This is a genomic window from Photobacterium sp. GB-56, assembly GCF_003026105.1.
Taxonomy (GTDB): domain Bacteria; phylum Pseudomonadota; class Gammaproteobacteria; order Enterobacterales; family Vibrionaceae; genus Photobacterium.
This window is the reverse complement of the sequence record NZ_PYNW01000004.1, coordinates 263,559-287,544: the sequence shown is the minus strand read 5'-3', so window position 1 is coordinate 287,544 and position 23,986 is coordinate 263,559. Positions and strand designations below refer to the sequence as shown.

Genomic DNA, 23,986 nt, shown 5'->3' with positions numbered 1-23,986 from the left:
GAATACGCGAGTAGAATTAAGCTAAAATTTAAACATATGATCACAGATACAAAATAAATCACTGTCTTTCAGGAGTAAGAACGTGTTAAAGCCAGATAATTCATGGAAATGGTATTTTGACGCTGAAATGAATTCACTCATGCTTGAGTTGAATGACGATATGCTTTTCCGTGTATCGTTACCAAGTAAGCTGCTTACCCCAGAAGCCAAAATAAGTGATATTTTTAATGTTGATGATATTGAAGCCTATCAAAACTTCCAAGAGCAGATTGCTCATCTGCCAATTTCTGCAGCTAGAAAATGTGAATTAGCATTAAATGCTACAGCCGCACGACGTTTCCATAAGCCTATGATGCCAAAAAGTTGGTATTTCGCACCTCAACAAGGTGTAGAGCCATTACAGGGACAAGTTATTACTTTAATGACGGCTTCTTGTACTGCCCATTACGTTGTGATTGAAAACAGTGGGGTCGCGAGTCTCTGTATGCTTGCTGATGTTGCTACTGTTGATTTAGACGGCCTTAAAAGCATGGAGTTCTGCGAAACGATTAAAGTTATGAATGATCGAATGGCTCCCTGTTTTGTAGAAACTGAACAGCGACATTTTGCGCTTGTCGGTTAGTCGTTTCTTCATCTCATATTTTTGTCGTATATCCTTATCAGTCTCCCGGTAGATAGCAGTATTTGTTATCTTTTGTAGTAAAAGCCCATTAAATTTAGGCTAATTTGCTATCTTTCTTCTGCTGTCCAGTACGGCCTCCCTTAGTATATTTGCATGCTTTTCTCTATTAGATGGTGAGAAAGATATCACCTTTTATTGAGATAGTTATCGTCCAAATCTCTCATTTTTATATCCATTTTCTTTGTAACTAACGATAACAACATAACTACTGTTATCTACATACCGCATCATCAATTTCTGTAATTCATGATAGTTACGCTTCCTTGTAGGTATTCAAGATAGGTTAGAGCGTATATTTGTATTCGTTAACTGACTTCATTGCTACTCAGTAAGGTATATCCACCATTTTTCTGGTTAAAAATTACACTAAAAATATGTCATAGATCTCAAAATTCTTATATATAGCCAGACAATTCTTACTGCTTTATTTAAGTAAAACCTGATGGTTTATGACGTTAATTTCTTTGTTACATTACGTTTGATTGACAACCCCTTCCTCTTTTTCCTGCGTTAATAGTGAAGTAGTGGTTGTGTAATAGCGTTGGAATAATTTATTCCACCAAAGGGCGGGTGATAATATTGAATAGGGGTATTTAGCGTAAAAAATTTTTAAGCTCTTGAATGTTAAAGATAAATCAAATGTCACTCAGGGTGAGAAATTGCTTTGAGGGTGGTTTTCATTATTCCAGATTAATGATTTGTTCTTTGTTTGATGAGAATCGTTAAATATGACTTTTAGCGTTGTATTGGTCGCAAGTTTTGCAGGTAAGTGAAGATGTTTGTTGTTACATCCTCTTTGATTGAGAACGTACTGATTGAAGAATGAATTTTTTTTCCTAAATGAGCCATTTCATTATGGTTTTGACGAGGCATTTTTTGTGATTTCAGTTATAATTCCTCGCAATATTAGTGTGAAAAGAACTCCATGAATCAATATCTAGCGATTACTTCCCGCGGCCTTGAAAATTTGCTTGCGGATGAATTAGAACAATTAGGTGCACAGAACATTCAAGTTGTGCATGCAGGTGTCCGTTTTAAAGCAGAACAAGCAACAGCTTACCGTTGTTGTCTATGGACACGAATCTCATCACGTATCATTCAAGTACTGAGTGAATTTAACGTTCGTGATGATATGGACTTGTACTTAGGTGCAACAGCTATCAACTGGATGAACTATTTTGATAGCAATACACGTATTGTGGTCGATTTTAATGGTACTAACCGCGAAATCCGTAATAGCCAATACGGTGCAATGAAAATTAAAGATGCGATTGTAGACCGATTTACAAAAGCGGATTTACGTCGTCCTAATATCGACCGTGAGCGTCCTGATCTACGTATTCATATGCGTCTATCTGGTGAGAAAGGTATTCTTGGTCTTGATATGGCAGGTAGCGGTTTACACCAACGTGGTTACCGTAGTGAAGCGGGTAAAGCACCACTGCGTGAAACCCATGCTGCTGCACTTGTTATGAAAAGTGGCTGGACACCAGAACAAGCATTGTTAGATCCAATGTGTGGTTCAGGTACTTTAGTGATTGAAGCTGCGATGATAGCCGCTGAAATTGCACCAGGTCTTAAACGTAAGCGTTGGGGCTTTGAATCAATCAAAGACTTTGACCAAGAAGCTTGGTTAGAGATCCATGCAGAAGCAACGGTTAAATCTCGTCGTGGTCCTGCAAAAGTCACGACCAAGTTCTTTGGTCGTGAAATGGATCGTCGTGTATTAGCGATTGCTCGTGATAATGCGGGTCGTGCTGGTGTTAAAGATCTGATTGATTTTGAATATGGTGATGCCACACAGCTTGTTCGCCCTGAAGGGTTCGAAACAGGCATTATTCTTTGTAACCCTCCATATGGTGAACGTTTAGGTACAACCCCTGAACTTATTGCATTGTACAAAGAATTTGGTAACCGTTTAAAACTCGCTTTTGCGGGTTCTGTTGCTGCCATTTATTCAGGTTCGAACGAATTGTTAAGTTGTATGCGTATGCGTGCAGACAAGCAATTTAAGCTTCGTAACGGCGCATTAGATTGTGTACTTAAAACTTATTTGATCACTGCGGGTAGTGTTCAGAAAGAAGAAGGGCAATCTGAAGGTGTCATCGTTCAAGAAGAGGTCGCGCCTGATTTCGCGAACCGCCTTAAAAAGAACATTACTAAGTTAGATAAATGGGCAAAACGTGAAGGTATCGAATGTTACCGTATCTACGATGCTGATTTACCTAACTACAATGCCGCGATTGATAAGTACAAAGATTACTTAATTATCCAAGAATATGCAGCGCCTAAATCCGTTTCTGAAGAAACAGCACGTCGTCGTATTATGGATGTGTTGCGTGCGACAATTGAAGTAACGGGTGTAGAAAGCAATAAAGTTATTCTTAAAGTCCGTGAGCGTCAAAAAGGTAAGAACCAATACCAGAAGCTATCAAGTGCAGAGCGCCACATGATTGTTGAAGAGTACGGTGTTGAACTTAAAGTGAATCTTTATGATTACTTAGATACAGGTTTGTTCCTTGATCACCGTATTACGCGTCGTATGCTTGGCCAAATGGCAACAGGTAAAGATTTCCTTAACTTGTTCTCTTATACAGGATCTGCAACTGTTCATGCTGCTGTCGGTGGTGCAAAGACAACAACTACCGTTGATATGTCGAATACTTACCTTCGTTGGGCTCAAGAGAATATGGAGCTTAATAATCAGGTAGGCCCACAACATGAATATGTTCAGGCTGACTGTTTACAGTGGCTACAAGAAGTTGATGATACTTTCGACCTGATTTTTATCGATCCACCAACGTTCTCTAACTCTAAGCGTATGAAGCAGACGTTTGATATTCAACGTGATCACATCATGTTAATGGAAAACCTAAAGCGCATGCTACGTCCTGATGGTCAAATTGTTTTCTCAAACAATAAACGTCAGTTCAAGATGGATTTAGATAAGATTAATGAACTTGGCTTACAGGCGAAGAATATCTCAAATAAAACATTGCCAATGGACTTTGCTAAGAATAAGCAAATCCATAACTGTTGGATTATTACTCACAAGGAAGACGAGTGTTAATCACACTTTATAGCACGGAAGGCTGCCACCTTTGCGAGCAGGCATACCGTCTGCTCGTAGAGGTTGGACTTAAAGATAAAGTTGATATTGTTGATATCGCATTTGATGACGCACTGTTTTCTCGTTACGGTGTAACTATACCTGTACTCTCTATTCAAAATCATGATCGTAATGTTCCTGAATTGGGCTGGCCCTTTGATACAGATTCATTAAAAACATGGTTAATAACAAATAAGCTTGGTTAATTACGATGGCACTTATAAAAATTAGTAACGCTCAACTAGCGTATGGCGATCATGCTTTACTCGATAAAGCAGAATTTCTTCTTCAGCCACATGAGCGTGTTTGTCTTGTTGGCCGTAACGGCGCTGGTAAATCAACATTAATGAAAGTGATTGCTGGTGACGTATTACTCGATGACGGTAGTATTCAACGTCAAAATGAGCTGGTGGTTTCTCGTTTAGAGCAAGATCCACCGCGTAATGCGGAAGGGTCTGTATTTGATTATGTAGCGGAAGGTCTTGCTGATGCAGGTCGTGTTCTGCGTGAGTACCATCACCAATTGGACCTTGTCACCGCCGATCCTAGTGAAGCAAACATTAATAAACTATCGCGTATTCAGGAGCAAGTTGATCACCATAACGGTTGGCAGTTAGATACGCGTATTGCAGCAGTACTTGAAAGCTTGAAGCTTGAACCGAATACACTTCTTACTGATTTGTCTGGTGGTTGGCAACGTAAAGCAGCACTTGCTCGTGCGCTAGTGTGTGATCCTGATATTTTGTTACTTGATGAGCCAACAAACCACCTTGATGTAACAACGATTGAATGGTTAGAAGGTTTTCTAAAAGACTTCCGTGGTTCAATTATCTTTATTTCGCACGACCGTGCATTTATTCGTTCTATGGCGACTCGTATCGTTGATTTAGATCGTGGCCAATTAGTGTCTTTCCCTGGTGACTATGAAGGTTACCTAGAGGCAAAAGTTGAGTTATTGCGTGTAGAAGAAGAACAAAACGCATTATTTGACAAAAAACTAGCACAAGAAGAAGTGTGGATAAGGCAAGGTATTAAAGCGCGTCGTACTCGTAACGAAGGTCGTGTTCGTGCACTTAAAGCATTGCGCAATGAACGTGCAGAGCGTCGTGATGTTGTAGGTAAAGCGGATATGCAGCTACAAGACGCGAACCGTTCAGGTAAGATTGTCTTTGAAGCGAAGAATATCGGTTATAGCTATGGCGATAAGCAAATCGTTAAAGATTTCAGCTTTAATGTTATGCGTGGCGATCGTATTGCCTTAATTGGTCCTAATGGTTGTGGTAAGAGTACCTTAATTAAACTGATGCTGGATAAACTGCAAGCAACTGAGGGTGACTTCCACTGTGGTACTAAGCTAGAAGTGGCTTATTTTGACCAGTACCGTGAAATTCTCGATCCAGAGAAAACCGTAATGGATAACCTTGCTGATGGTAAGCAAGAAGTGACAATTAACGGTAAAACTCGTCATGCGCTAGGTTATTTACAAGATTTCCTATTTCACCCTCGTCGTGCTCGTACGCCAGTTAAAGCGCTGTCTGGTGGTGAGAAGAACCGACTATTGTTGGCGAAATTGTTCCTAAAACCAAATAATTTGCTGGTTCTTGATGAACCAACGAACGATTTAGATATCGAAACATTGGAACTTTTAGAAGATATACTTGCCAATTATCAAGGTACGTTACTTTTAGTGAGTCACGATCGTCAATTCGTTGATAATACTGTGACTACAAGCTGGATTTTTGAAGGTGAGGGCGTTGTTAACGAATACGTTGGCGGTTACCATGATGCACAATCTCAGCGTGCGAATTCTTATGCCAATCAAGCAAGAGAGCAGGCTGCAAAAATCGAATTAGAGAAGAGCAAGAAAGCTGCTCAAGAACAAAAGCAAAAAGATGTTACACCTAAACGCGCAGGTAAGAAGCTATCTTTTACTCTTCAACATGAGTTAGCTGGCTTGCCGCAAAAAATTGAAGACTTGGAAAATGAAATCGCGAAAATTCAGGAACAAATTAATGATCCTGCATTTTTCTCCGATCCGAAAAATGACACACAAGCCATCCTTACAGGTTTAGCTAAGCTTGAAGAAGAGTTTGAAGTTGCCTTTGAACGATGGGAAGAATTGGAAGCGATGCAAAAGGAATCCTAATGCCACATAAGATGTTAAAACTATCAACACTTGCAATCCTCGTTGCTGGTGCCTCTCAAGCTAGCGCTGCTGTTTATGATATTGTCCCTGTTTCAACTGCAGGATCAGATCAACTTGCAGCTCAAGCATATTTCCCGAGTGCACAGGCAAATGCAGATAGTACACCTGTTTCAGCTTTTACTACGGGTATTAAACCATCTGCTGAAGGCGACAATTGCTTTACAGGTAACAACTGTAATGCTGATTCATATGATGTTGCGGGAACCGTTCGACGTGGTACTCAAGGTACGCCGTTATCTGATACCACAGCATATAATGAGAATCGTCAGTTCATTGATGATTGGAATGGGTTATATAGTTACTGTCGTGATAACTTAGGCTACAACATCTGTAATGTTTGGGCTGATAATGAGTATTACGGTTATGACTACAATATTGATGATGTTCAAGACGGTCAAGGTTTAGGTGGTCTACAACATATTCAACAGACATGGTTAAATGGTTACCATTCAAATGCTCTTGCACTTAAAAATGGGGCAGCTGTAACAACTAAAGCCGATGATGCTAGCGCATACTCTGAAACTGGCTTAGGAAGTATTCAAGAAAATACAACTGATGCCGTTCTTGAAGGTATCGTGGGTAATTACAGTTTTGGTACGTCAACTTCAGCCGTATTTAAGAATGGTTCGGTGAATCCTCGTGCTTTTGCTAAACGTGGTTTTGTAAATAATGATGGTACCCCAGTATCATTATTAGCGCCTGTATCGGGCGATGCATTTGTTAAAAATATGGGGCAGACGACAGCGAATGGGGCAGTAGAAACGACTGACGGTAATTTGTTAGTTGTGGGTTCATCTTCTTTTGGTCAAACATTTACTCAAAATCTTGATTCGCGAGTGCCAAATACAGATAACATTAATATAGGTTTAGGTTTCAACAAAGATACCTTCGCTAAATGTGTGAATAATCCTTCTAATCTGTACAGTACGTTTGAGTGCCAGTTTAGTACTTTTGCTAATGCAGCTGCTTTCTGGGTTGTTGATAATACAGGTAATCTTGTTAAATCAGGTGTTATTAGTTCAAATTTAGCAGCTGTTGACCCTGATCATGATGATGTTTCTTCACAAGCATCTGCTAATGCGGTTGCTATGGTCAATAACGCTCCTGTTGCTGTAGGCTATGCATCTCGCGATACCAATAGTAATGATTCTTATGTTATGCAAGCCGCATACTTTGAACCTAGTGCTGATTTAACGAAATGGACACAAACTTTTGTTCCTGGCTTAAATATTTCAACTGGCGATGATCGTAATTATCAATACACAATGGCTAACGACATCAACTCGAGCTTTAAAGTTGTTGGTATTGCAAAGAGTCATAATGCTGAAAACCGTTCGATTCCACAAAAAATGTTTATCTTTGATAAAGCAACGAACCAGACTAAGTTCCTTGATACATCTATAAGCCCATTATTCTTCCGTGGTTCAAATGGTGATGCAACAGCAATTAATGATAATGATCAGGTTGTAGGTTGGGTTGATTCAGAAACGAAGAATCAAATTGATGGCTCTGAGCGTCGTCATCGTGCATTTACCTACATTGCAGGCTCTACAGCGCAAGGGCCTCTAAAGGCTGGTAGTGTATGGATGCTAGATGACTTAACCAATGATGGCGGTGCAGCGAATACGGTTGCAAACTCTTACCGTATTATTTCTGCAACCGATATTAACGACGCAGGTGTTATTTCAGCAACAGCAAATTACTGTGCTGGTGGTTATCAAAACTTAACTAAAGAAGCGCAGTGTTCTGTGACTGAAAAGCAGGTTGCGATTAAGCTTGTTCCTAAGGCAAATGCGACGGATAAAGATATTATTGTTCGTAAAACAGAAGACGAGGAGCCAGTAAAACGTTCTGGTGGATCGCTTGGCATTTTGGCTTTGACAGCGTTAGGCTTTATTGGTTTCAGACGCCGTAAGTAATTTTTAAAATAAATTATGTTATACCAACAAGCTCACATTTTGTGGGCTTGTTTCGTTTTTAAATTTGATAAATTGTTCGAAATAACCCATTTTTATAAGTGGAGACATAAAAACTCCATCATTATGTAATGATAATGAAAAGTAATATACAGATAAGGATGAGGACCGAACTATGAAGAGACAAAAGCGGGATCGTTTAGAACGTGCGCAGGCTCGAGGTTATCAAGCCGGATTAAATGGCCGTTCTACAGATGCATGTCCGTACCAAGGTACAGATGCCCGTACTAACTGGCTAGGTGGTTGGCGAGACGCTAGAGAAGAGTTACAACAAGGTCTCTACAAATAATAACCTCCCTCATGGTTAACCCTATTCTGCAGCCCCTTAGGAGAAGGGGCTTTTTTATGCATAATAAGAAATGATAGCATTCTTGATTTATCTACTTAAGACACATTACAGAGACTGCAATCAAATGAGTATTAATGGATATTTTCTTGTTTTTGTGATTGCAAACTAAAGAGTGTTATTATTTTTAATTCGTTGATTTGTCAGAGTCATGTAACGGATAAGTACGTAGAAGAGATACAAGGTTATTATGCTGGTGGATAAAAAAAGCCCCGAGACATAAATGCCTCAGGGCTGAGTATTTAGATTCGCCACACTGATTAGAAATTGTCAGTATCTTTAAAAAGACCCACTTTTAAATCTTTAGCAACGTAGATTTCTTTACCGTCTACCAGTACACGGCCATCAGCAACACCCATGATTAGCTTACGGTTGATAACACGCTTAAACTGAATTTCATAAGTTACTTTTTTGGCTGTCGGGAGAATTTGACCTGTAAATTTAACTTCACCCACACCCAGTGCTCGACCTTTGCCTTCACCGCCAGACCAACCAAGGAAGAAGCCTACTAGTTGCCACATTGCATCAAGACCAAGGCAACCAGGCATTACAGGATCACCTTTAAAGTGACAGTTAAAAAACCATAAGTCAGGATTGATATCTAATTCGGCGACAATAAAACCTTTGCCGTGATCACCATCTTTATCGGTGATATTTACGATACGGTCAATCATTAGCATGTTATCTGATGGTAATGATGGGAAGTCAGGACCGTATAGTTCGCTGTTGCCACAAGCGACAAGTTCTTCGTGTGTATAAGAATGCTGGCGTGTCATTAGAATCAATTACTCCTTCAAATGTATGGGAGCAATTTAGCTTACACGTGTAAGCTAAACAACTCGGATCAGTTCTGGACAAACCAGTTAGATATACGTAAACGTAGGCGATTTAACAGACCAATCTCATTTGAAAGGTCACCATGGTGGAAATAATCAATTCTTTCTTCAATCAAAGATAAAATCGTTTCATCTTCATCATTCTCGCTACGGAATGGCTTATCCGTTAAAAGAGGGATCGCTTCATCAACGTTCTCTATTGCCCAGATGTGGAACTGCTTCGCTTTTATTGCTTCAATGACTTCATCATTTAAACAAAGGTTACTCAAGTTAGTCTTTGGTAATATAACACCCTGATTACCAGTTAACCCTCGATGAACACACACTTTATAGAAGCCTTCGATTTTTTCATTAATCCCACCTACAGCTTGTACACGACCAAACTGATCAACAGCACCGGTTACCGCTATTTGCTGATTAATAGGCTGTGAAGATAATGCAGACATTAATGCACAGAGTTCTGCAAGAGAGGCACTGTCACCATCGACTTCAGAGTATGACTGTTCAAAAACAATGGACGCTGAGTAAGGCAGGGCTTGATCTAAATCTAGCGCTGTTGCAACAAACGCTTGCATGATCATCATGCCTTTCGCGTGAATATTTCCGCCCAGTTCAACTTTACGTTCGACATCAGAAATATCGCCGTCACCAAAGTGAACCACACAAGAAATACGAGCAGGCTCGCCATAGGCTGTTGGGTGTCCAGGCATTTCAACCACGGTTAAACCATTAACCTGACCCACTTCTTTACCTTCACTAGCAATCAGGACTTGGCCATGGTGAATATCAGCAATAGCGCGTTCTGGCAAATAAGACTCACGATATTCTTTAGCGCGAAGTGATGCTTTAATATTCGTTGCCGTTAAAACTTTGCCGTCTGTCTCTATACTTGCTTCAGACAATAGATTTAGGTGCCAAAGCAAACAAAGTGGTAAGCGTGTTTGATCTTCAGCATAACGCGCACCTGCACATAGCAGTGCAGTTACAGCGTCCGTATCAGCCAAGTCTGGCAGTTTATGATGAGTAATAATCGCCTTTATATAACGAAGATACTCTTCAAGATTGGATTCGTTTAATAAGAGATCTTGTTCAAATTCACCGTACATAGCAAAACCAGCGGCAAGATCAGGCTCAGCATGATCAAGTTCTGCCATTAAATGACGATCACCAATGATTACCAGTTTTACATTTACCTTCTCAGGCGCAGGTAAGGGGCATAGTACTTTTTTGTTAGCGGCCTCCCAATCTAGCATGCCGTCCATTAGTACGCTTTTTAAACGCGGCCATAACGATGGATTACTGAGAAGGGCGGTGATTGATAAAATCAAATATCCATTATTTGCTTGGTGTAATAAACCATGCTTAACGCTTGGTTTTGCTAAACTATTTGACTCTAGAGCAGGATAGACGGCACCAAATAGTTTTTCAGCTGTAATATCATCACCCGCGATGATGATCGGTTGCTCATTTTCACTCGTTTGTGAGCTAGATGTATTATTACTACTTTGATATTGGTATTTTTTTATGAGTTCAATAATATAGTCACGATACAACGTGTTATCAGGCGCCGTAATACGTAGAATACGAGGCTGTAAATTAAGCGCGCTGAAGCGGCGTACGGCATCTGATAGTCGAGGTTGAAGAGTACCAACTGTCGCGGGTTCAAGATTACTATAATGTTCTAGAGTTGTTTGGTACTGGCTATAATCAGGAAACATTGTACGCCAAGATTCTTCATGCATAAATTTAGCTTTCTATTGTTACTGTGAAAAGGTAAGCAGTATAAAACAATCAAAGAGCTCATAATAGAAACTTATGAGCTATATTTATGTTTCATAAAAACAATCGGTTATTCTATATAGGTGATTGTTATTTAAGAATGTCAGAGTTACACTGTAACGCGTTTTTCGTTGACGATGAGAAAATTGTAATTTTATGAAATATCAGCAGCTTGAAAATCTTGAATCCGGTTGGAAATGGGCTTATTTAGTAAAAAAACACAAGGAAGGCGAATCAATTACACGCTTTATTGATCGCAGTGAAGCAGAAGCTGCTGTTGAGGCTCTTTTCGATATTGAACACGAACCAACAAAAGTGATTGAATGGATCGGTTCAAATATGTCTCCTGCGCTTGAAAATAAATTAAAACAAGCGATTCGAGCAAAAAGAAAGCGCCATTTTAATGCAGAACAAGTACATACACGAAAAAAATCAATCGATTTAGATTTCCGTGTTTGGGAAAAGTTGGCAGAAAAATCGCAAGAGTTAGGTTCTACATTATCCGATACTATCGAATATTTGATCAGTGAAAGTAACCGAACAGAGCGAGCTAACAAACAGGTTAGTGATATCAAGAATAACCTGACAGAACTACTAAACATTGAATCCTTTGATAAATAACGTTTTTTGGTGGTTGCTGTTCTTTTAAAGGTTACGTTTAAGGAGTAAGCAAATGGAATATGTACTTGTTTTAGCAGTAGTTGTTATTTTTATCGTCTTTAAAGATCGTCCTATTATGGTTTTGAAATTTGAAAATGGCGAACTGATAAAAACGAAAGGGAGTGTACCGACTGGCTTTCAAACCGCATGTAAAGAGATCGCACATAAAACACCTTTTAGTGGTCATATCAAAGTTTATAAAAATCGATTCACTACAAAAATTGATTTTTCAAAGGATATTCCAAGTAAAACAAAACAACGTATTCGTAATGTTTTCCCTCATAGCTCTCATTCAACTAAAAAGGGCAAACGTGCTTAATTGGAAGTAAGTGTAATAAAACGTTCATTACACTTACTATTTAAAAGAGTCAATTGTGATTATTCCATACGCGTTTCGATTAACCCAAGGTAAAGATCTTAAAAAGAGTATTCTGCACTTTGTACAAGACAATAAGATCCAAGCAGGAAGTTTACTTTCAGGCATTGGTTGTTTGTCTAAAGTGAATATACGATTGGCTGATGAATCTAAGACAATAGAGGTTTCTGGCCCTCTGGAAATTCTTACATTATCAGGAACATTAACACCACAGCATGTCCATCTTCATATTTCGGTAGCTGATAAAAAAGGGCAGGTAATAGGTGGCCATCTTGTTGATGGAAGTATTGTTTCTTATACTGCAGAAGTTTGTATTGCGAGTTATACAAATTTATCATTTAACCGAGAGTATGACGAATCAACACGATTTGATGAGCTGAAAATTTGTGCAAAGTGAAGCGAATAATAACAAGTTAAAGATAAGTTTAACTTGTTATTAAATCTACTTTAATGCATCTAATAACTCTTCTTTACTTTTTATATAAGATGAAAACTTTTGCTTTAATTCCTGAAGTTCACTCTCTGCTTTTATTCTTTTTAGTCGTTCATTTTCTAATTGTTGACCTAAATCTACGGCTAAATAGCCACCTTTTATCAGCGCTTTGGTTGTAACATTACTATTCGTTAATGATTTAAGAGACTCAATCATATAATAATGCTTATCGATATCACGGATTGTTATTGCCATTAGATACTCCTTAACTCTCTATAATATATCAATTTTTAATCAAAACGTCACCACCCTAGCGCACTATAACTTAGTGTTGCTGACTAAAAATAAACCGGCAAACACCGGCTTATTTTTAGCGTATCTTTTGACCTAATAGTAGGCTACTTAGGTAAATAGACTTACCTGAAGCTAGCTCTAGAATACCTCTGTCATCGGATATATAAACAGCTTCTTTTGTTCGAAGATAATCAATATAGAAGTTACTAAAAGTGAAATCGACTTCACGACTTTTATTTAATTGCTTAACACCAAAAGTGTAATAATGATTTTGAATTTTTAAAAATACACCACTAAATAAAGATGATGAAATAACTCGATTTTCTTTATCTTTTCTAATTGTATTAATCTTAATTCGCCCATCATTTAGGTCAACCTTTATAATTTCAGAGCCAAAAGCAGGGTATTCCTTAGTAAATAAATATGCCGACTGTGTGCTGACAGCATTAAAAATCGCTTGGACAATAATAAACAATAGAGCTAGGAATATGCCAAGGAAAGCTTTTTTAAGCATCGCACTGCTCCTGGTTCACCTGTGAAGTTAAGTCAATATAGTGCTCATTATGCACACCTATTAATTTATAACGCTCACACAATCCACCGATAGGGAATGCATACCATTGACTTATATCGCCTGCTTTATAATCAATGATTGCCTGTGTAACAGGATTTGGTAATTCAACGCCATTATAATTAACAGATATACCATCAACATCAGTTGTATTAACAAAAAATAAGTACTGGTAACAGACAAATAAAGTAGCTAAAAAGAAAAAGCAAACAATCAGAAAATCAAATAGGCTAAATGTATTTAATTTATTGAGTAAGCTGAATTTTTTTTTCTTCTCAGTATTTACTGGTTTATCAATAATGCTTTCTTGATGCTCTTCTAATTCTAACTTTTCTGCAATTTCATGAGCTTCTATATGTTTACTAATATCTTCAGACAGAGGCGGATGAGAACCATCATCAAGCAGAGAGGTTTCTCTAATTGAGTAACCAAGTTTTGGCTCGGTTGTGATGATATTATGCTCACCGATTTTACTAAATGAAGTGCGAAGGTTTTTTATCGCTACAGTTAACGAATTATTCGTTACTACTTTTCCTTGCCAGCACTCTTTTAGTAATGTTTCTCTATGTACAGTATTGTTTGCGGTGTTTGCTAATAAAGCAAAGATATGAGTCTCTGAGCGTGAGACTTTTAAAACAGCATTATCACTTATACGGGTGATCGTTCTTCGCGAATAATCAACATCAAAACGACCAAAACGTTCTATTCCGTTGTTTACTTCATCGTTCATTATTTACTTATCAATAATAGAGTTGTCAAAGGGGATAACTACTCAAAAAGAGAGGCTATTTTATACAAAAAAGGTATCGAATTCTATATTGATGCAACTATATGCTTGGCATATTATCATTTGTATATAAATTCTTCTGTTTTTTAATCAAATTGATAGTGAAAACGACTTAGTTAGAAGCTTTAAATGCTATAAGTGACGGTGTAACTATTTTGTTTAAAGGTTATATCAGTGTAACTCTCTGTTTAATTAGCCATTAATCAGTTGAAAGAAGAAAGCTTGTTTTTATTCGTTCGATAGTATTGAAGAAACATCAACAACATATTGAGTTATATCCATGTACACATGAATTTAGCGACTACATGGTCGAATTGGTTGGAGAATTTAAACCAAGTAATTACAAAAAGCGACCAAGTTAAATAACATCGTAGTTATGTTTTCCTATTTAAAAATGTCCTCATTATTATCTGATTAAAGGTCTCCTTTAAGGTAACTCTAGTTGGGATAAATTGGGTTATAGAGTAGGGAAGTCACGTTTTCTTCTTGGTGTTAGAGGTGAACGTTATAGGGTGAATAAGTGCGGGATTAATGGTTTTAAATTGCCGTACTGCTTATTCGTTTTGTTTTTCTGGTTGCATTTCAGCTCTTTCGTTTGAGAAAATTTAACTACCTTATCTAAGCGTTTGTTACTCACCATCAGACCTTGGGTTACATTTTCTAGTTTATCAAAATGAAATTAATCTTATCTGAAGAAGACCAAGCTTACAAAGCTGGACTTTATACATTAGATAGATCGAGCTTTACCGTTATTAATTTTTGGTCTCTAGAGCTTAAACGCTAGGGATTGAAAATTGTTGTAGTGTTAGTCGCTTGGTTTAACTCGGATATTATCATTAATAGATGCTGACCAAGAAATCATTGAAAACTACAAATCAATTCTGGTGAACTAACAATGACAACTAAAGTGTGCCAATATTTTTCTTACGATAAAGTTAACCACAAGTTCAAGCTTAAACTTTAATTTATACTTTCAAATATCACAGCCGAAAATGTTGAAGATGTACAACGCAGCACCAACGATACATTTAAAATCGGCATGTGGTTTTTATCAAAAGTTATTGAAGGACATCAGTTTAAGATTTACGGGCCATACGAGTCAGCCGATGCAACAATGAAGTTTGCACATGAGCATCATGGAATTACAAGTTACCGAGGTGCGCCTGAATTTGATGATGGTATGGACGAACTGCTTGAAGCACTTAAAACTCAATAACCAACAAAGCTACCAAGCTAAATCTCCATCATTTCAACATTATACTTAAGTGCGCATTATGTATATTATGTTAAATAATGTGTCGAGGTAACTATATATGATCTTGTTTTTCCTACTTTGTATCTAACATCTCTACTCTGCTTGTGGGTTGATTATTGTATTTAACAGTATTGGCTATTTACCATAAAATAGGTAATTAACATCAATTTTAAATACTGCTGCAAATGTTCAGTTTGCCTTGTACTTAAAGCTTGCTGTTAATTACTAGAGATTCGATTAATACGAATCTCTAAATCGTACTTTCTGATTGCTGGTTTTCTTTAAGTTCTTGGTATTTTTCCAGCAACGCATCTAGCTCGTTTGAACAGATTGGTTTTGCTAAAAAGCCATCCATACCAATATCATGATAAATTTTCTGGTCACTTTGCATCGCGTTCGCGGTTAATGCGACGATTGGAATACTAATTTTTCTCTGTCTAAGTTGTTTTGTTGCTTCTAAGCCATCTAAGATAGGCATAGAAATATCCATTAGCACTAAATCAAACTTATTGTGACCCTGTAACAGTACATTTATCGCTTCCTTTCCGTTGTTAGTTATCGCAACTTTATGTCCTCGCCGCTCTAACATCAACTTAGCAACCAACTGATTGGTGTTACTATCTTCTGCTAATAAAATATTTAAAGAGCAATCCGATTTATTTTTAAATTTAGTGTCAGCTTCACAACTCTTCAATGATGGATAAATAATAGGAATAGAAATTTTAAAACAACTTCCCGTTCCTAATTCACTTTCAAGTGATATTGTTCCGTTCATCTTTTCGATCAAATACTGGCTAATCGCCAAGCCCAAACCTGTGCCGCCATAACGACGTGTGATACTTCCATCCGCTTGATGAAATGGATTAAAGATATTTGCTTGTGCATCTTTAGCAATACCAATGCCGGTATCGATGACTGCTATTTCAATGTTATCGTCAACTTTACGAGCAACAACGCGAACCGAACCAATACTCGTAAATTTAACGGCATTGCCGATTAAATTAAATAACACTTGAGCAATTCGATTTTTGTCACCGTAGATTTGTTTAGGGATCGCATCGTCAATTTCACATTGAAATTGAACATTATTTTTAGTTGCTTGTGGTGCCAATTGATCAGAGACAAGCCTTATACTTTCCACAACATTAATATCACTATTGAAAAGCCTAAAACTCCCCGATTCTATTCTTGATAAGTCTAAGATGTCATTGATAATCGTCAGCAATAAATGTGCTGATTGGTCCATCTGTGATAACCAAAGATTTTGCTTATTATTCAAGCCAGATAAAGATAGCGATTCCATTAAACCTAATACTGCATTAAGTGGTGTTCGTATCTCATGACTCATCATTGCGATAAATTGAGATTTAGCTTTGTTGGCTGTTTCTGCTTGCTTTTGCGCTTCCTGTAAGTCAAATAAACGTTTTTTTCTGCTCGTTATGTTTTTAGCTGTTCCGCGAAATCCTTGTAGTTTTCCATACTTATCAAAATAAGGGGTGCCACTAAAGCTGTACCACTGCTCAGTATTATCAACGCTAAGATTCCATTCTACGTCTTCAAAGACAACTTGCTGCGAGAGCTTATTCGTCATTTTTTGTTGGAACAGTGGGTAGTTATTAAAGAATTCTATAAAGTTATCACAGGCAATTTGTGTATTAGCGACTTGAGGTTCTGAAATATAGGTAAAGTTATAATCAACATCAATTTCCCAAAACCAATCACCTGCTGTTTTGGCAAAATCTTTAAATCGTTGCTGACTAAATGTCAGTTGTTGAGTTCGGGCTGCCACTAAAGATTGCAGCCGTTCTCGATAATCTATATCGATGATCGCACGTGCAAGTAATGGTCTAAATCTATTAAGCACTCGCCTGCATCTTGGTGTGAACTGACTTTTATCGTGGCTCATTAAAATCATAACAGCATCACTTGAGCTTACTTTAACCCCCGTTAATAATGCCGAACTGTAGTCATTTAATGCTTCAATCGATTGCGTACTAAATTCAACAATATCTTTAGGAGAATATAGTGCAATACATTCACCATTGATCGCTCGTCTAAATGTACTTTCCATAAGCCAAGAGTTTGTACTAAAACGATTATCAGTACTGACCAGCACATCAAGCAGCTCTTGCTCGTCTTCTCTAGTAAGAACTAGTGCTTGATCAAAACCAATAAACTTGCGTAGGACTTCTAATAAGCTATTGAATACTTGACGTTTATCATTCGCACCCGCCATTGCCGAGATGCCTTCTAAGATGGCTTCATTCTCATCTTGTAATTGGCTTTCTCGTTCTTGACTGCGTAATAAATCAATGACTGTTTCTTGTAGCTTTTCAGATTCAGAACTTATCATAGTATTAACAACCTACCCTTTATGAAAAATAGCTGCTGAAATCATTAAGTTACCGTGCGCATTTTCACCACTGATGAATTGCCCCTGCTCACCAAAGGTAAATGGAGAAACATAAGGCTTATTTAACATTGCAATATTTACACCGCTAGCAACATCATCCATACGATTTTTTATTTTTAACATGCATCCGGCACAAAAAATCGTAATGCCACCTATTGGATTAAGCTTATTACCATTTGATGCTTTAACTACCCGACTTGCTCTAGAAATCAGTCGTTCATCAGTGCCGTTCATAAAGTACAAGCGATCCCCTTGCTTTACTTCAGCAAACATTTCGATGCCCTTGCGTTGTGTAATATGTGCAGGATGAGCTAATTTAAAATAAGGTAAATCAAAATATTCTCCAGCAAAACGCCCTAAAGGATTTAAACTGCTTTCACTTATTATGTTGCTGTTGGTATCAAATGGAATCTTCATCCATTGTTGATAGACATCCGCTGCGGGTTTATTATCGAGCTCTATAACTTCTCTATGTTCAACTTTAGTGGCTATTGCTGATAAGCCTGTACTAGCATAACCTGAATGAAATGAAAGGCTTACTTCGCAGGTCGGATAAAAAACAGCGATACCAATCCCCTGACCTGTTTGTTGTTCAACATTAAATATTTGCCATTTCTCTGCAATGAAATCGTCAGCAGCTGAGCCGCCAATAATAGGAACGGTACAGCCCAACTCTTTTTCTATTCCTTGAATAATTTGTTCTTCGTAACCCGGTGTTGCATGTAATAAAATGAGTGATGGCAACTCGCCAACTCGACCGCTATTATGAATCGCTTTTAATGTTGCTTGCCTTGCCATTTCATAAGGCGTCTCAAAATTCGAAATAATGGCCGTGCCATATGCTCCGTGATAATCATTAATTGCCCATAATGCTAAACCTGTTCCACTAAAATAGCCTTCATTTGTCATAAAGCCCTGACATGACGTACAACCTAAAATAGCGGTATGGGGAAATGACTTTTTGAGTTCGGCTTGGAAAATATTGATGTCATAATTTTCAGAATAATAGATAAGCAGCAAAGAAGGCGTTGCAATTTTTAGATTTAGCTTATCAATAGCCTCATTAATAGCTTCGAAAGATGAAGATTGTATTGAGTAACTTGTTGTTATATCCATATCAATAGACTCATCCTTGAATTAACTCATGATTAATATTATCAGTTATTTGCACATTTTAAGTCAGAATTCTACCTACCTCTTATTAGATTAGCTTATCTTATCGTATCATGATGCAAATATTTGTAAGCTAAGGATTATTAAAGTGGATTTAAGCTTAAATAAAATCGTTATTGTCACCGGTGGTGCTAATGGTATCGGCAAAGGGATTTGTAAATATTTGGCACAAAAAAACGTTATCGTTATCGCATTAGATATCAATGAGCAAGCCGGATATGATTTAGTCAATGAAGAACCACGTATTCGGTTTCGTTTAACGGACGTTACTCAAATATCGGATATTAAAAACACGTTAGATTGGGTGAAATGTCAATTTGGAAGACTAGATGGTCTCATCAATAATGCTGCTATTTCCAACCCTTACAATACTCCCTTACACCAATTACCGTTAGATGAATGGCACCATATTTTAAATGTTAACTTAACATCCCCTTTAGCCATGAGTCAGCAGTGCCTACCTTTACTTACTGAAAGTAAAGGACATATTATTAATATGAGCTCAACAAGATATCTACAGTCGGAACCAAACACCGAAGCTTACGCTGCAAGTAAAGGTGGATTGGTATCATTAACTCATGCACTCGCTGTGAGTTTATCTCCTAATATAAAAGTAAACTGTATTTCACCGGGTTGGATTCATACAGATACGAGTCAATTACGAGGTATCGATCATCAGCAGCACTTGTCTGGAAGAGTTGGAAATGTCAATGATATTGCTGAAATGGTTGATTTTTTACTTTGTAGCCAAGGTTTCATAACGGGGCAAAATTTTGTTGTGGATGGCGGGATGACAAAGAAAATGATTTATTGCGAGTAAATAGCACTTCAGTAAATGTTCATATTAAGAAGTGCTATTTCTAATATTATTTAGTAACGGTAAATTGGGAAATCATTGTCGTGTTTTTAGCCGTTATATCTATTTCCCAAACCATTGAGTTATGTGTACATGCTGGAACGGTAAACTCTCCCACCCAAGTGTTCTTATTATGCTGCGTAAACATAATGGGTACCGTTCCCATATTCATTGAAACACCTGAAGCAGTAGCTGACGGTTTAACATCCATGTTGGTTATTTGTAATAGAATTGGTGCTTGTGCAGATATTTTTTTTGTTAAAAGCTGTACATCAACGTTCTTATCATCTAACAAATACTGACAATTTGTTGTGTCTAATTGACATATTTTCACTCCATCTTTAAGACTATCTTCACCTTCGGGAGATGTATATGTCACTGTTCTCCAAAAAAAAGCTGAAATCAATATAGTCATTAACACTATTATTTGGATTAAACGACCACGGGTTAGTTTTTCTGCTGCCATATTTTACAAATATTCCTGTGTTACAGAGCTCAAAATTCTCACATACTGTTACTTAAGCGTAAATGTAATGTGGTCACCCACTCTGAAAAATGTGTTAGCTCAAGTATTATGAGAAATGAAAATGCCACTTCTACAAAAAAATAGCAATTTGAATCTTGTTTTGATGAGTAATCAGAGGAGCAAGGTCGAATGTCAACATTTTTGGGGATATGGATTACTATTATTAATGTAGTTCGTTCTCGTTTTCGGGAGGTTGATACTTTAAATATTAATGCGAATATTCGAATTATTCCGGATAAAGATATTAGCCAAATGATCATGACCTACGTAAAAGGTACTTATCACACCGGAATCTTTAATTGGCCCATGGTTAGTTGATATTGAACCTTTTAAAAGTGATTGGAGTTTACAAGGACGTGTAGACGTACCATCACCTTCTCCGACTTCGTTGTACGGGCAGAGTAAGGAATGACAATAGAAAAACATGTTCATGATGAGTGCTACCACTGCGGTGATCCTGTTCCTAGTGGTTGCCAATTTGAAGTCGAAATATTAGGCCAACTTCGATCTATGTGTTGTCCTGGCTGTGAAGCCGTTGCAACAACGATTGTTAAAAGTGGCCTTACTTCGTATTACGAGTACCGAACTGAGCCTGCCGAAAAAGCCGATTTAGTCCCCGAACAGTTTAAGTCTCTCTCCCTTTATGATCACGCAGATATTCAGCAAGATTTCGTACGAACGACAGATCAAAATTTCAGTGAGGTGTCCCTTTCTGTTGAAGGTGTCTCTTGTGCTGCTTGCGCATGGTTAATTGAAAAGCAATTAGTACGCGAAGATGGTGTTATTTCCATTCGTGTAAATACTACGACCAATCGTGCATTGCTCGTTTGGGATACTGAAAAAGTACAACTCAGCCATTTATTAACGGTTATCCATAATATTGGCTATCAAGCATCACCCTTTGAAGCTGATGCTCAAGAGCTACAATACCACAACATAATGAAGCAATATTTGTATAAGCTAGGTATTGCGGGCATTGCTACCATGCAGGTGATGATGCTTGCATTTGCGCTCTATTTTGAAGTCTTTGGCGATCTAGATACTGAATTTAAAAACTACCTCCGTTGGGTAAGCCTAATTTTTGCCACCCCCGTTTTACTCTACTCAGCACTCCCTTTTTATATTAATGCATGGAGAAGCCTAAAAGCCTTCACATTAGGGATGGATGTGCCTGTTTCAATCGCTTTATTGTTTGCTTACGGTGCAAGTTTATACGCAACTGTTATGGATAAAGGCGAAGTATTCTTTGAATCCATTTCAATGTTTACGTTCTTTTTACTATTGGGTCGATTCTTAGAAATGCGTGCCCGTCGACAAGCAGCGGCCGCCAGTGCAAATTTGTTAAAACTCATACCAAATATGGCTACGCTTGCTAATGGTGAACAAGTTGCAGCAAAAACGCTTAAAACAGGTGACGTTGTCACTATATTGCCAGGGGAGCATTTCCCTGCAGATGGTGAAATAAATAAAGGATTAACAACCGTTAATGAATCCATGTTAACGGGAGAGTCAGTGCCTGTCACTCGCGCGATTGGAGATAAGGTGTTTGCAGGGACGATTAACGGTGATGCCAATGTCACAATGACAGTTACAGTCAATAGAAATGACTCACTTATTTCTAATATCGTACGCTTGCAAGATGAAGCTCAACTCTCAAAACCTAAAGTGGCAGAGTTAGCCGATAATGTAGCTCGCTATTTTGTTGCTGCAATACTGATTATCGCAGCTAGCACTTGGTATTATTGGCATCAAAATCAACCTGATGATGCATTATGGATCACATTAGCAGTCTTAGTTGCCACCTGTCCGTGTGCCCTATCATTAGCCACACCAACGGCTATTACCTGTTCAACGTCTACACTTAGTAAATTAGGGATATTGCTTCGTCAAGGGCATGTATTAGAAACGCTATGTAACGTTAATCGACTGGTATTAGACAAAACAGGCACCTTAACTGAAGGTAACATTCGCTTAGTTGAAACGCGTACATTCGGAAACATAGAACAAGACAAAACGTTGATGATTGCTGCTGAATTAGAGCGTTTCGCCAATCACCCTATTGCTCAAGCTTTTAGCCAATATCGCCTACAAAGCGTACTTTTTGATAAGGTCGAGAATGTGATTGGTTGTGGTTTGAAAGCAACGCTGAATGGTGATGAGTGGCGCATTGGTAAATATAGTTTTGCTCTTGATATTGAAAATAATCAATCGTTTAAAAATAGTAATGAATTCTCGGTATGGTTAACTTGCAATCAGCAACCTATTGCAGCATTTAAATTAGACGACCCAATCCGTCAAGAAAGCGCTCTTTTAGTTAAACAATGTCAGCAACATGGTATTAACGTAACAATGTTAACGGGTGATAATACTGTTCATGCCAATAACGTTGCTAAACAACTGAATATTGATGAGGTTATAGCTAACCAAACACCACAAGGAAAGTTGGCGTATTTGAACGAATTATTAGCAGATGACGTAGTATTAATGATAGGTGATGGTGTCAATGACGCCCCTGTTCTCGCAGGCGCTCACCTTTCTGTTGCTATGGGTGGTGGAACAGATATAGCTAAATCTTCAGCAGATATGGTACTAGTTGGCGATAAATTAGAACGTATCTTAGAAGCCCGTACTTTAGCATTGAAAACTCGAAAAATTATTCGAGAAAATTTATCTTGGGCGCTTGGCTATAACTTGATAATCCTACCTCTGGCTATTTCAGGACTGGTGGCGCCCTATTTTGCCGTTGTCGGTATGTCAGCAAGCTCGATCATTGTTGTATCAAATTCTTTAAGGTTATTAAAATAAATGGAAAGTCTTTACATATTAATACCTATCGCTATTGTTTTTGTCTGTATTGCTATCGGTATATTTTTATGGGCAGTGAAAAGTGAGCAATTTGATGATTTAGAGCGTCGTGGATATGATATTTTGTTCGACGAAGATGATACTAAACATAAAAACACAGTTTCCAATTCTGAATTAATAGAAAAAAAGCCAAGTAACGATCAAGATAGCAATAATGGTTAATTTAGATTTTTATGCTGCCTTTTTAATCGGCTTAATGGGCGCTGGCCATTGCATTGGTATGTGTGGTGGTGTTGCTGCTGCGATCACAATCGGTATGCCAGAAAACACAAAAAACAGTAAACGTTGGATTTATCTATTAAATTATAATTTTGGAAGATTAGTCGCTTATACAGTTGCGGGGGCAATTATAGGCGCAATGCTTGCGAGTATTGCTACCATTAATGGATCTAATAGCCCATTGATATTCATGCGCTTTTTAGCAGCAATTATGATGATTATTTTAGCGTTATATATTGGCCAATGGTGGTTTGGGTTAAACAAAATTGAACGTGTTGGGCAAGTGGTATGGCGATATATCTCACCACTAGCCTCATCATTTCTTCCCCTTAAATCACCGATAAAAGCTTTGCCATTTGGTTTTCTCTGGGGCTGGCTACCTTGCGGTTTAGTTTATTCAACTTTAACATGGGCAGCTGTTTCTGGAAGTGCTCTAAATGGTGCAATAGTAATGCTTGCTTTCGGGTTAGGTACATTACCTGCAATGTTAGCGGTTGGCGGTTTTGCGACACAGTTAAAAATATGTCTAAAGAACCTCTATTTTAGGCGTGTTAGTGCATTATTATTAATGGTTTATGGCATTCAAACTGGTTATATAGCAATCAAACAAATATTGTGACCTTT

22 protein-coding genes are annotated in these 23,986 nt (G+C 37.9%); 14 read left to right on the top strand and 8 right to left on the bottom strand.

Features of this window, described 5'->3' with window-relative positions:
* Positions 1-82 precede the first annotated feature (82 nt).
* The 6 genes from C9J42_RS07640 (at position 83) to rmf (ending at position 8,262) form a co-directional block, all read left to right on the top strand.
* Complete coding sequence (locus C9J42_RS07640) at positions 83-622, top strand: cell division protein ZapC (protein WP_107208147.1); 540 nt, start codon at positions 83-85, stop codon at positions 620-622.
* A gap of 985 nt (positions 623-1,607) precedes the next feature.
* Complete coding sequence (gene rlmKL, locus C9J42_RS07635; RefSeq protein WP_107208148.1) at positions 1,608-3,752, top strand: bifunctional 23S rRNA (guanine(2069)-N(7))-methyltransferase RlmK/23S rRNA (guanine(2445)-N(2))-methyltransferase RlmL; 2,145 nt, start codon at positions 1,608-1,610, stop codon at positions 3,750-3,752.
* Positions 3,746-3,997 carry a glutaredoxin family protein gene (locus tag C9J42_RS07630; RefSeq protein ID WP_107246656.1) on the top strand — a complete coding sequence of 84 codons (252 nt, stop codon included), beginning with the start codon at positions 3,746-3,748 and terminating at the stop codon, positions 3,995-3,997. Before rlmKL ends, C9J42_RS07630 begins: the two co-directional genes overlap by 7 nt.
* Positions 3,998-4,002: 5 nt before the next feature.
* A complete protein-coding gene (locus C9J42_RS07625; RefSeq protein ID WP_107287392.1) occupies positions 4,003-5,937 on the top strand; it encodes an ABC transporter ATP-binding protein in 1,935 nt (644 codons plus the stop codon).
* Positions 5,937-7,916, top strand: a complete 1,980-nt coding sequence (locus tag C9J42_RS07620; protein ID WP_107301850.1) for a DUF3466 family protein — start codon at positions 5,937-5,939, stop codon at positions 7,914-7,916. Before C9J42_RS07625 ends, C9J42_RS07620 begins: the two co-directional genes overlap by 1 nt.
* A 172-nt stretch (positions 7,917-8,088) precedes the next feature.
* Positions 8,089-8,262 carry a ribosome modulation factor gene (gene rmf, locus C9J42_RS07615; protein WP_005367875.1) on the top strand — a complete coding sequence of 58 codons (174 nt, stop codon included), beginning with the start codon at positions 8,089-8,091 and terminating at the stop codon, positions 8,260-8,262.
* Between the two features lie 317 nt (positions 8,263-8,579).
* On the opposite strand, the gene fabA is transcribed toward rmf, so the two are convergent.
* Together fabA and C9J42_RS07605 are read right to left on the bottom strand one after the other, a co-directional pair.
* Complete coding sequence (gene fabA / locus C9J42_RS07610) at positions 8,580-9,095, bottom strand: bifunctional 3-hydroxydecanoyl-ACP dehydratase/trans-2-decenoyl-ACP isomerase (RefSeq protein ID WP_107208151.1); 516 nt, start codon at positions 9,093-9,095, stop codon at positions 8,580-8,582.
* Between the two features lie 68 nt (positions 9,096-9,163).
* Positions 9,164-10,897, bottom strand: coding sequence for a Lon protease family protein (locus tag C9J42_RS07605; RefSeq protein WP_107246653.1), 1,734 nt, complete (start codon positions 10,895-10,897; stop codon positions 9,164-9,166).
* 193 nt (positions 10,898-11,090) lie between these two features.
* Between C9J42_RS07605 and matP the strand changes: the two genes are divergently transcribed.
* The 3 genes from matP to C9J42_RS07590 are packed head-to-tail and all read left to right on the top strand — an operon-like array spanning position 11,091 to position 12,367.
* Positions 11,091-11,555, top strand: a complete 465-nt coding sequence (gene matP / locus C9J42_RS07600; protein WP_107208153.1) for a macrodomain Ter protein MatP — start codon at positions 11,091-11,093, stop codon at positions 11,553-11,555.
* 52 nt (positions 11,556-11,607) lie between these two features.
* A complete protein-coding gene (locus tag C9J42_RS07595; RefSeq protein WP_107208154.1) occupies positions 11,608-11,913 on the top strand; it encodes a DUF3634 family protein in 306 nt (101 codons plus the stop codon).
* Positions 11,914-11,968: 55 nt separating this feature from the next.
* Positions 11,969-12,367: a PPC domain-containing DNA-binding protein gene (locus tag C9J42_RS07590; RefSeq protein ID WP_107208155.1), complete on the top strand. Its 399-nt coding sequence runs from the start codon at positions 11,969-11,971 to the stop codon at positions 12,365-12,367.
* Between the two features lie 45 nt (positions 12,368-12,412).
* On the opposite strand, the gene C9J42_RS07585 is transcribed toward C9J42_RS07590, so the two are convergent.
* From C9J42_RS07585 to C9J42_RS07575, 3 genes are all read right to left on the bottom strand, one after another.
* On the bottom strand, positions 12,413-12,658 hold the full coding sequence (locus C9J42_RS07585) for a hypothetical protein (protein ID WP_107260332.1): 246 nt from the start codon (positions 12,656-12,658) through the stop codon (positions 12,413-12,415).
* Positions 12,659-12,773: 115 nt separating this feature from the next.
* Entirely contained in the window at positions 12,774-13,211 is a 438-nt protein-coding gene (locus C9J42_RS07580; protein WP_107208157.1) for a hypothetical protein, read from the bottom strand.
* Complete coding sequence (locus C9J42_RS07575; RefSeq protein ID WP_107287394.1) at positions 13,204-13,998, bottom strand: transcriptional regulator; 795 nt, start codon at positions 13,996-13,998, stop codon at positions 13,204-13,206. The genes C9J42_RS07580 and C9J42_RS07575 overlap by 8 nt, the downstream gene beginning before the upstream one ends.
* A gap of 730 nt (positions 13,999-14,728) precedes the next feature.
* Between C9J42_RS07575 and C9J42_RS21835 the strand changes: the two genes are divergently transcribed.
* The gene (locus tag C9J42_RS21835) at positions 14,729-14,839 is read left to right on the top strand and encodes a single-stranded DNA-binding protein (protein ID WP_105060222.1); all 111 of its coding nucleotides are present in this window, start codon (positions 14,729-14,731) and stop codon (positions 14,837-14,839) included.
* Positions 14,840-15,560: 721 nt separating this feature from the next.
* On the opposite strand, the gene C9J42_RS07565 is transcribed toward C9J42_RS21835, so the two are convergent.
* Together C9J42_RS07565 and C9J42_RS07560 are read right to left on the bottom strand one after the other, a co-directional pair.
* Positions 15,561-17,663, bottom strand: coding sequence for a PAS domain-containing hybrid sensor histidine kinase/response regulator (locus C9J42_RS07565; RefSeq protein ID WP_107301849.1), 2,103 nt, complete (start codon positions 17,661-17,663; stop codon positions 15,561-15,563).
* 12 nt (positions 17,664-17,675) lie between these two features.
* A complete protein-coding gene (locus C9J42_RS07560; protein ID WP_107208161.1) occupies positions 17,676-18,839 on the bottom strand; it encodes an FIST signal transduction protein in 1,164 nt (387 codons plus the stop codon).
* A 145-nt stretch (positions 18,840-18,984) separates the two neighbouring features.
* Here C9J42_RS07560 and C9J42_RS07555 point away from each other — a divergent pair, with 145 nt between their 5' ends.
* Complete coding sequence (locus C9J42_RS07555) at positions 18,985-19,716, top strand: SDR family oxidoreductase (RefSeq protein ID WP_107208162.1); 732 nt, start codon at positions 18,985-18,987, stop codon at positions 19,714-19,716.
* Between the two features lie 46 nt (positions 19,717-19,762).
* On the opposite strand, the gene C9J42_RS07550 is transcribed toward C9J42_RS07555, so the two are convergent.
* Positions 19,763-20,218, bottom strand: coding sequence for a hypothetical protein (locus C9J42_RS07550; protein ID WP_107287396.1), 456 nt, complete (start codon positions 20,216-20,218; stop codon positions 19,763-19,765).
* Between the two features lie 468 nt (positions 20,219-20,686).
* On the opposite strand from C9J42_RS07550, the gene C9J42_RS07540 reads away from it, so the two are divergent.
* The 3 genes from C9J42_RS07540 to C9J42_RS07530 are packed head-to-tail and all read left to right on the top strand — an operon-like array spanning position 20,687 to position 23,981.
* Positions 20,687-23,083 carry a heavy metal translocating P-type ATPase gene (locus C9J42_RS07540; RefSeq protein WP_107301848.1) on the top strand — a complete coding sequence of 799 codons (2,397 nt, stop codon included), beginning with the start codon at positions 20,687-20,689 and terminating at the stop codon, positions 23,081-23,083.
* Positions 23,084-23,305 carry a cbb3-type cytochrome oxidase assembly protein CcoS gene (gene ccoS, locus C9J42_RS07535; protein ID WP_107208165.1) on the top strand — a complete coding sequence of 74 codons (222 nt, stop codon included), beginning with the start codon at positions 23,084-23,086 and terminating at the stop codon, positions 23,303-23,305.
* Positions 23,298-23,981, top strand: a complete 684-nt coding sequence (locus C9J42_RS07530) for a sulfite exporter TauE/SafE family protein (protein WP_107208166.1) — start codon at positions 23,298-23,300, stop codon at positions 23,979-23,981. The genes ccoS and C9J42_RS07530 overlap by 8 nt, the downstream gene beginning before the upstream one ends.
* Positions 23,982-23,986 lie beyond the last annotated feature (5 nt).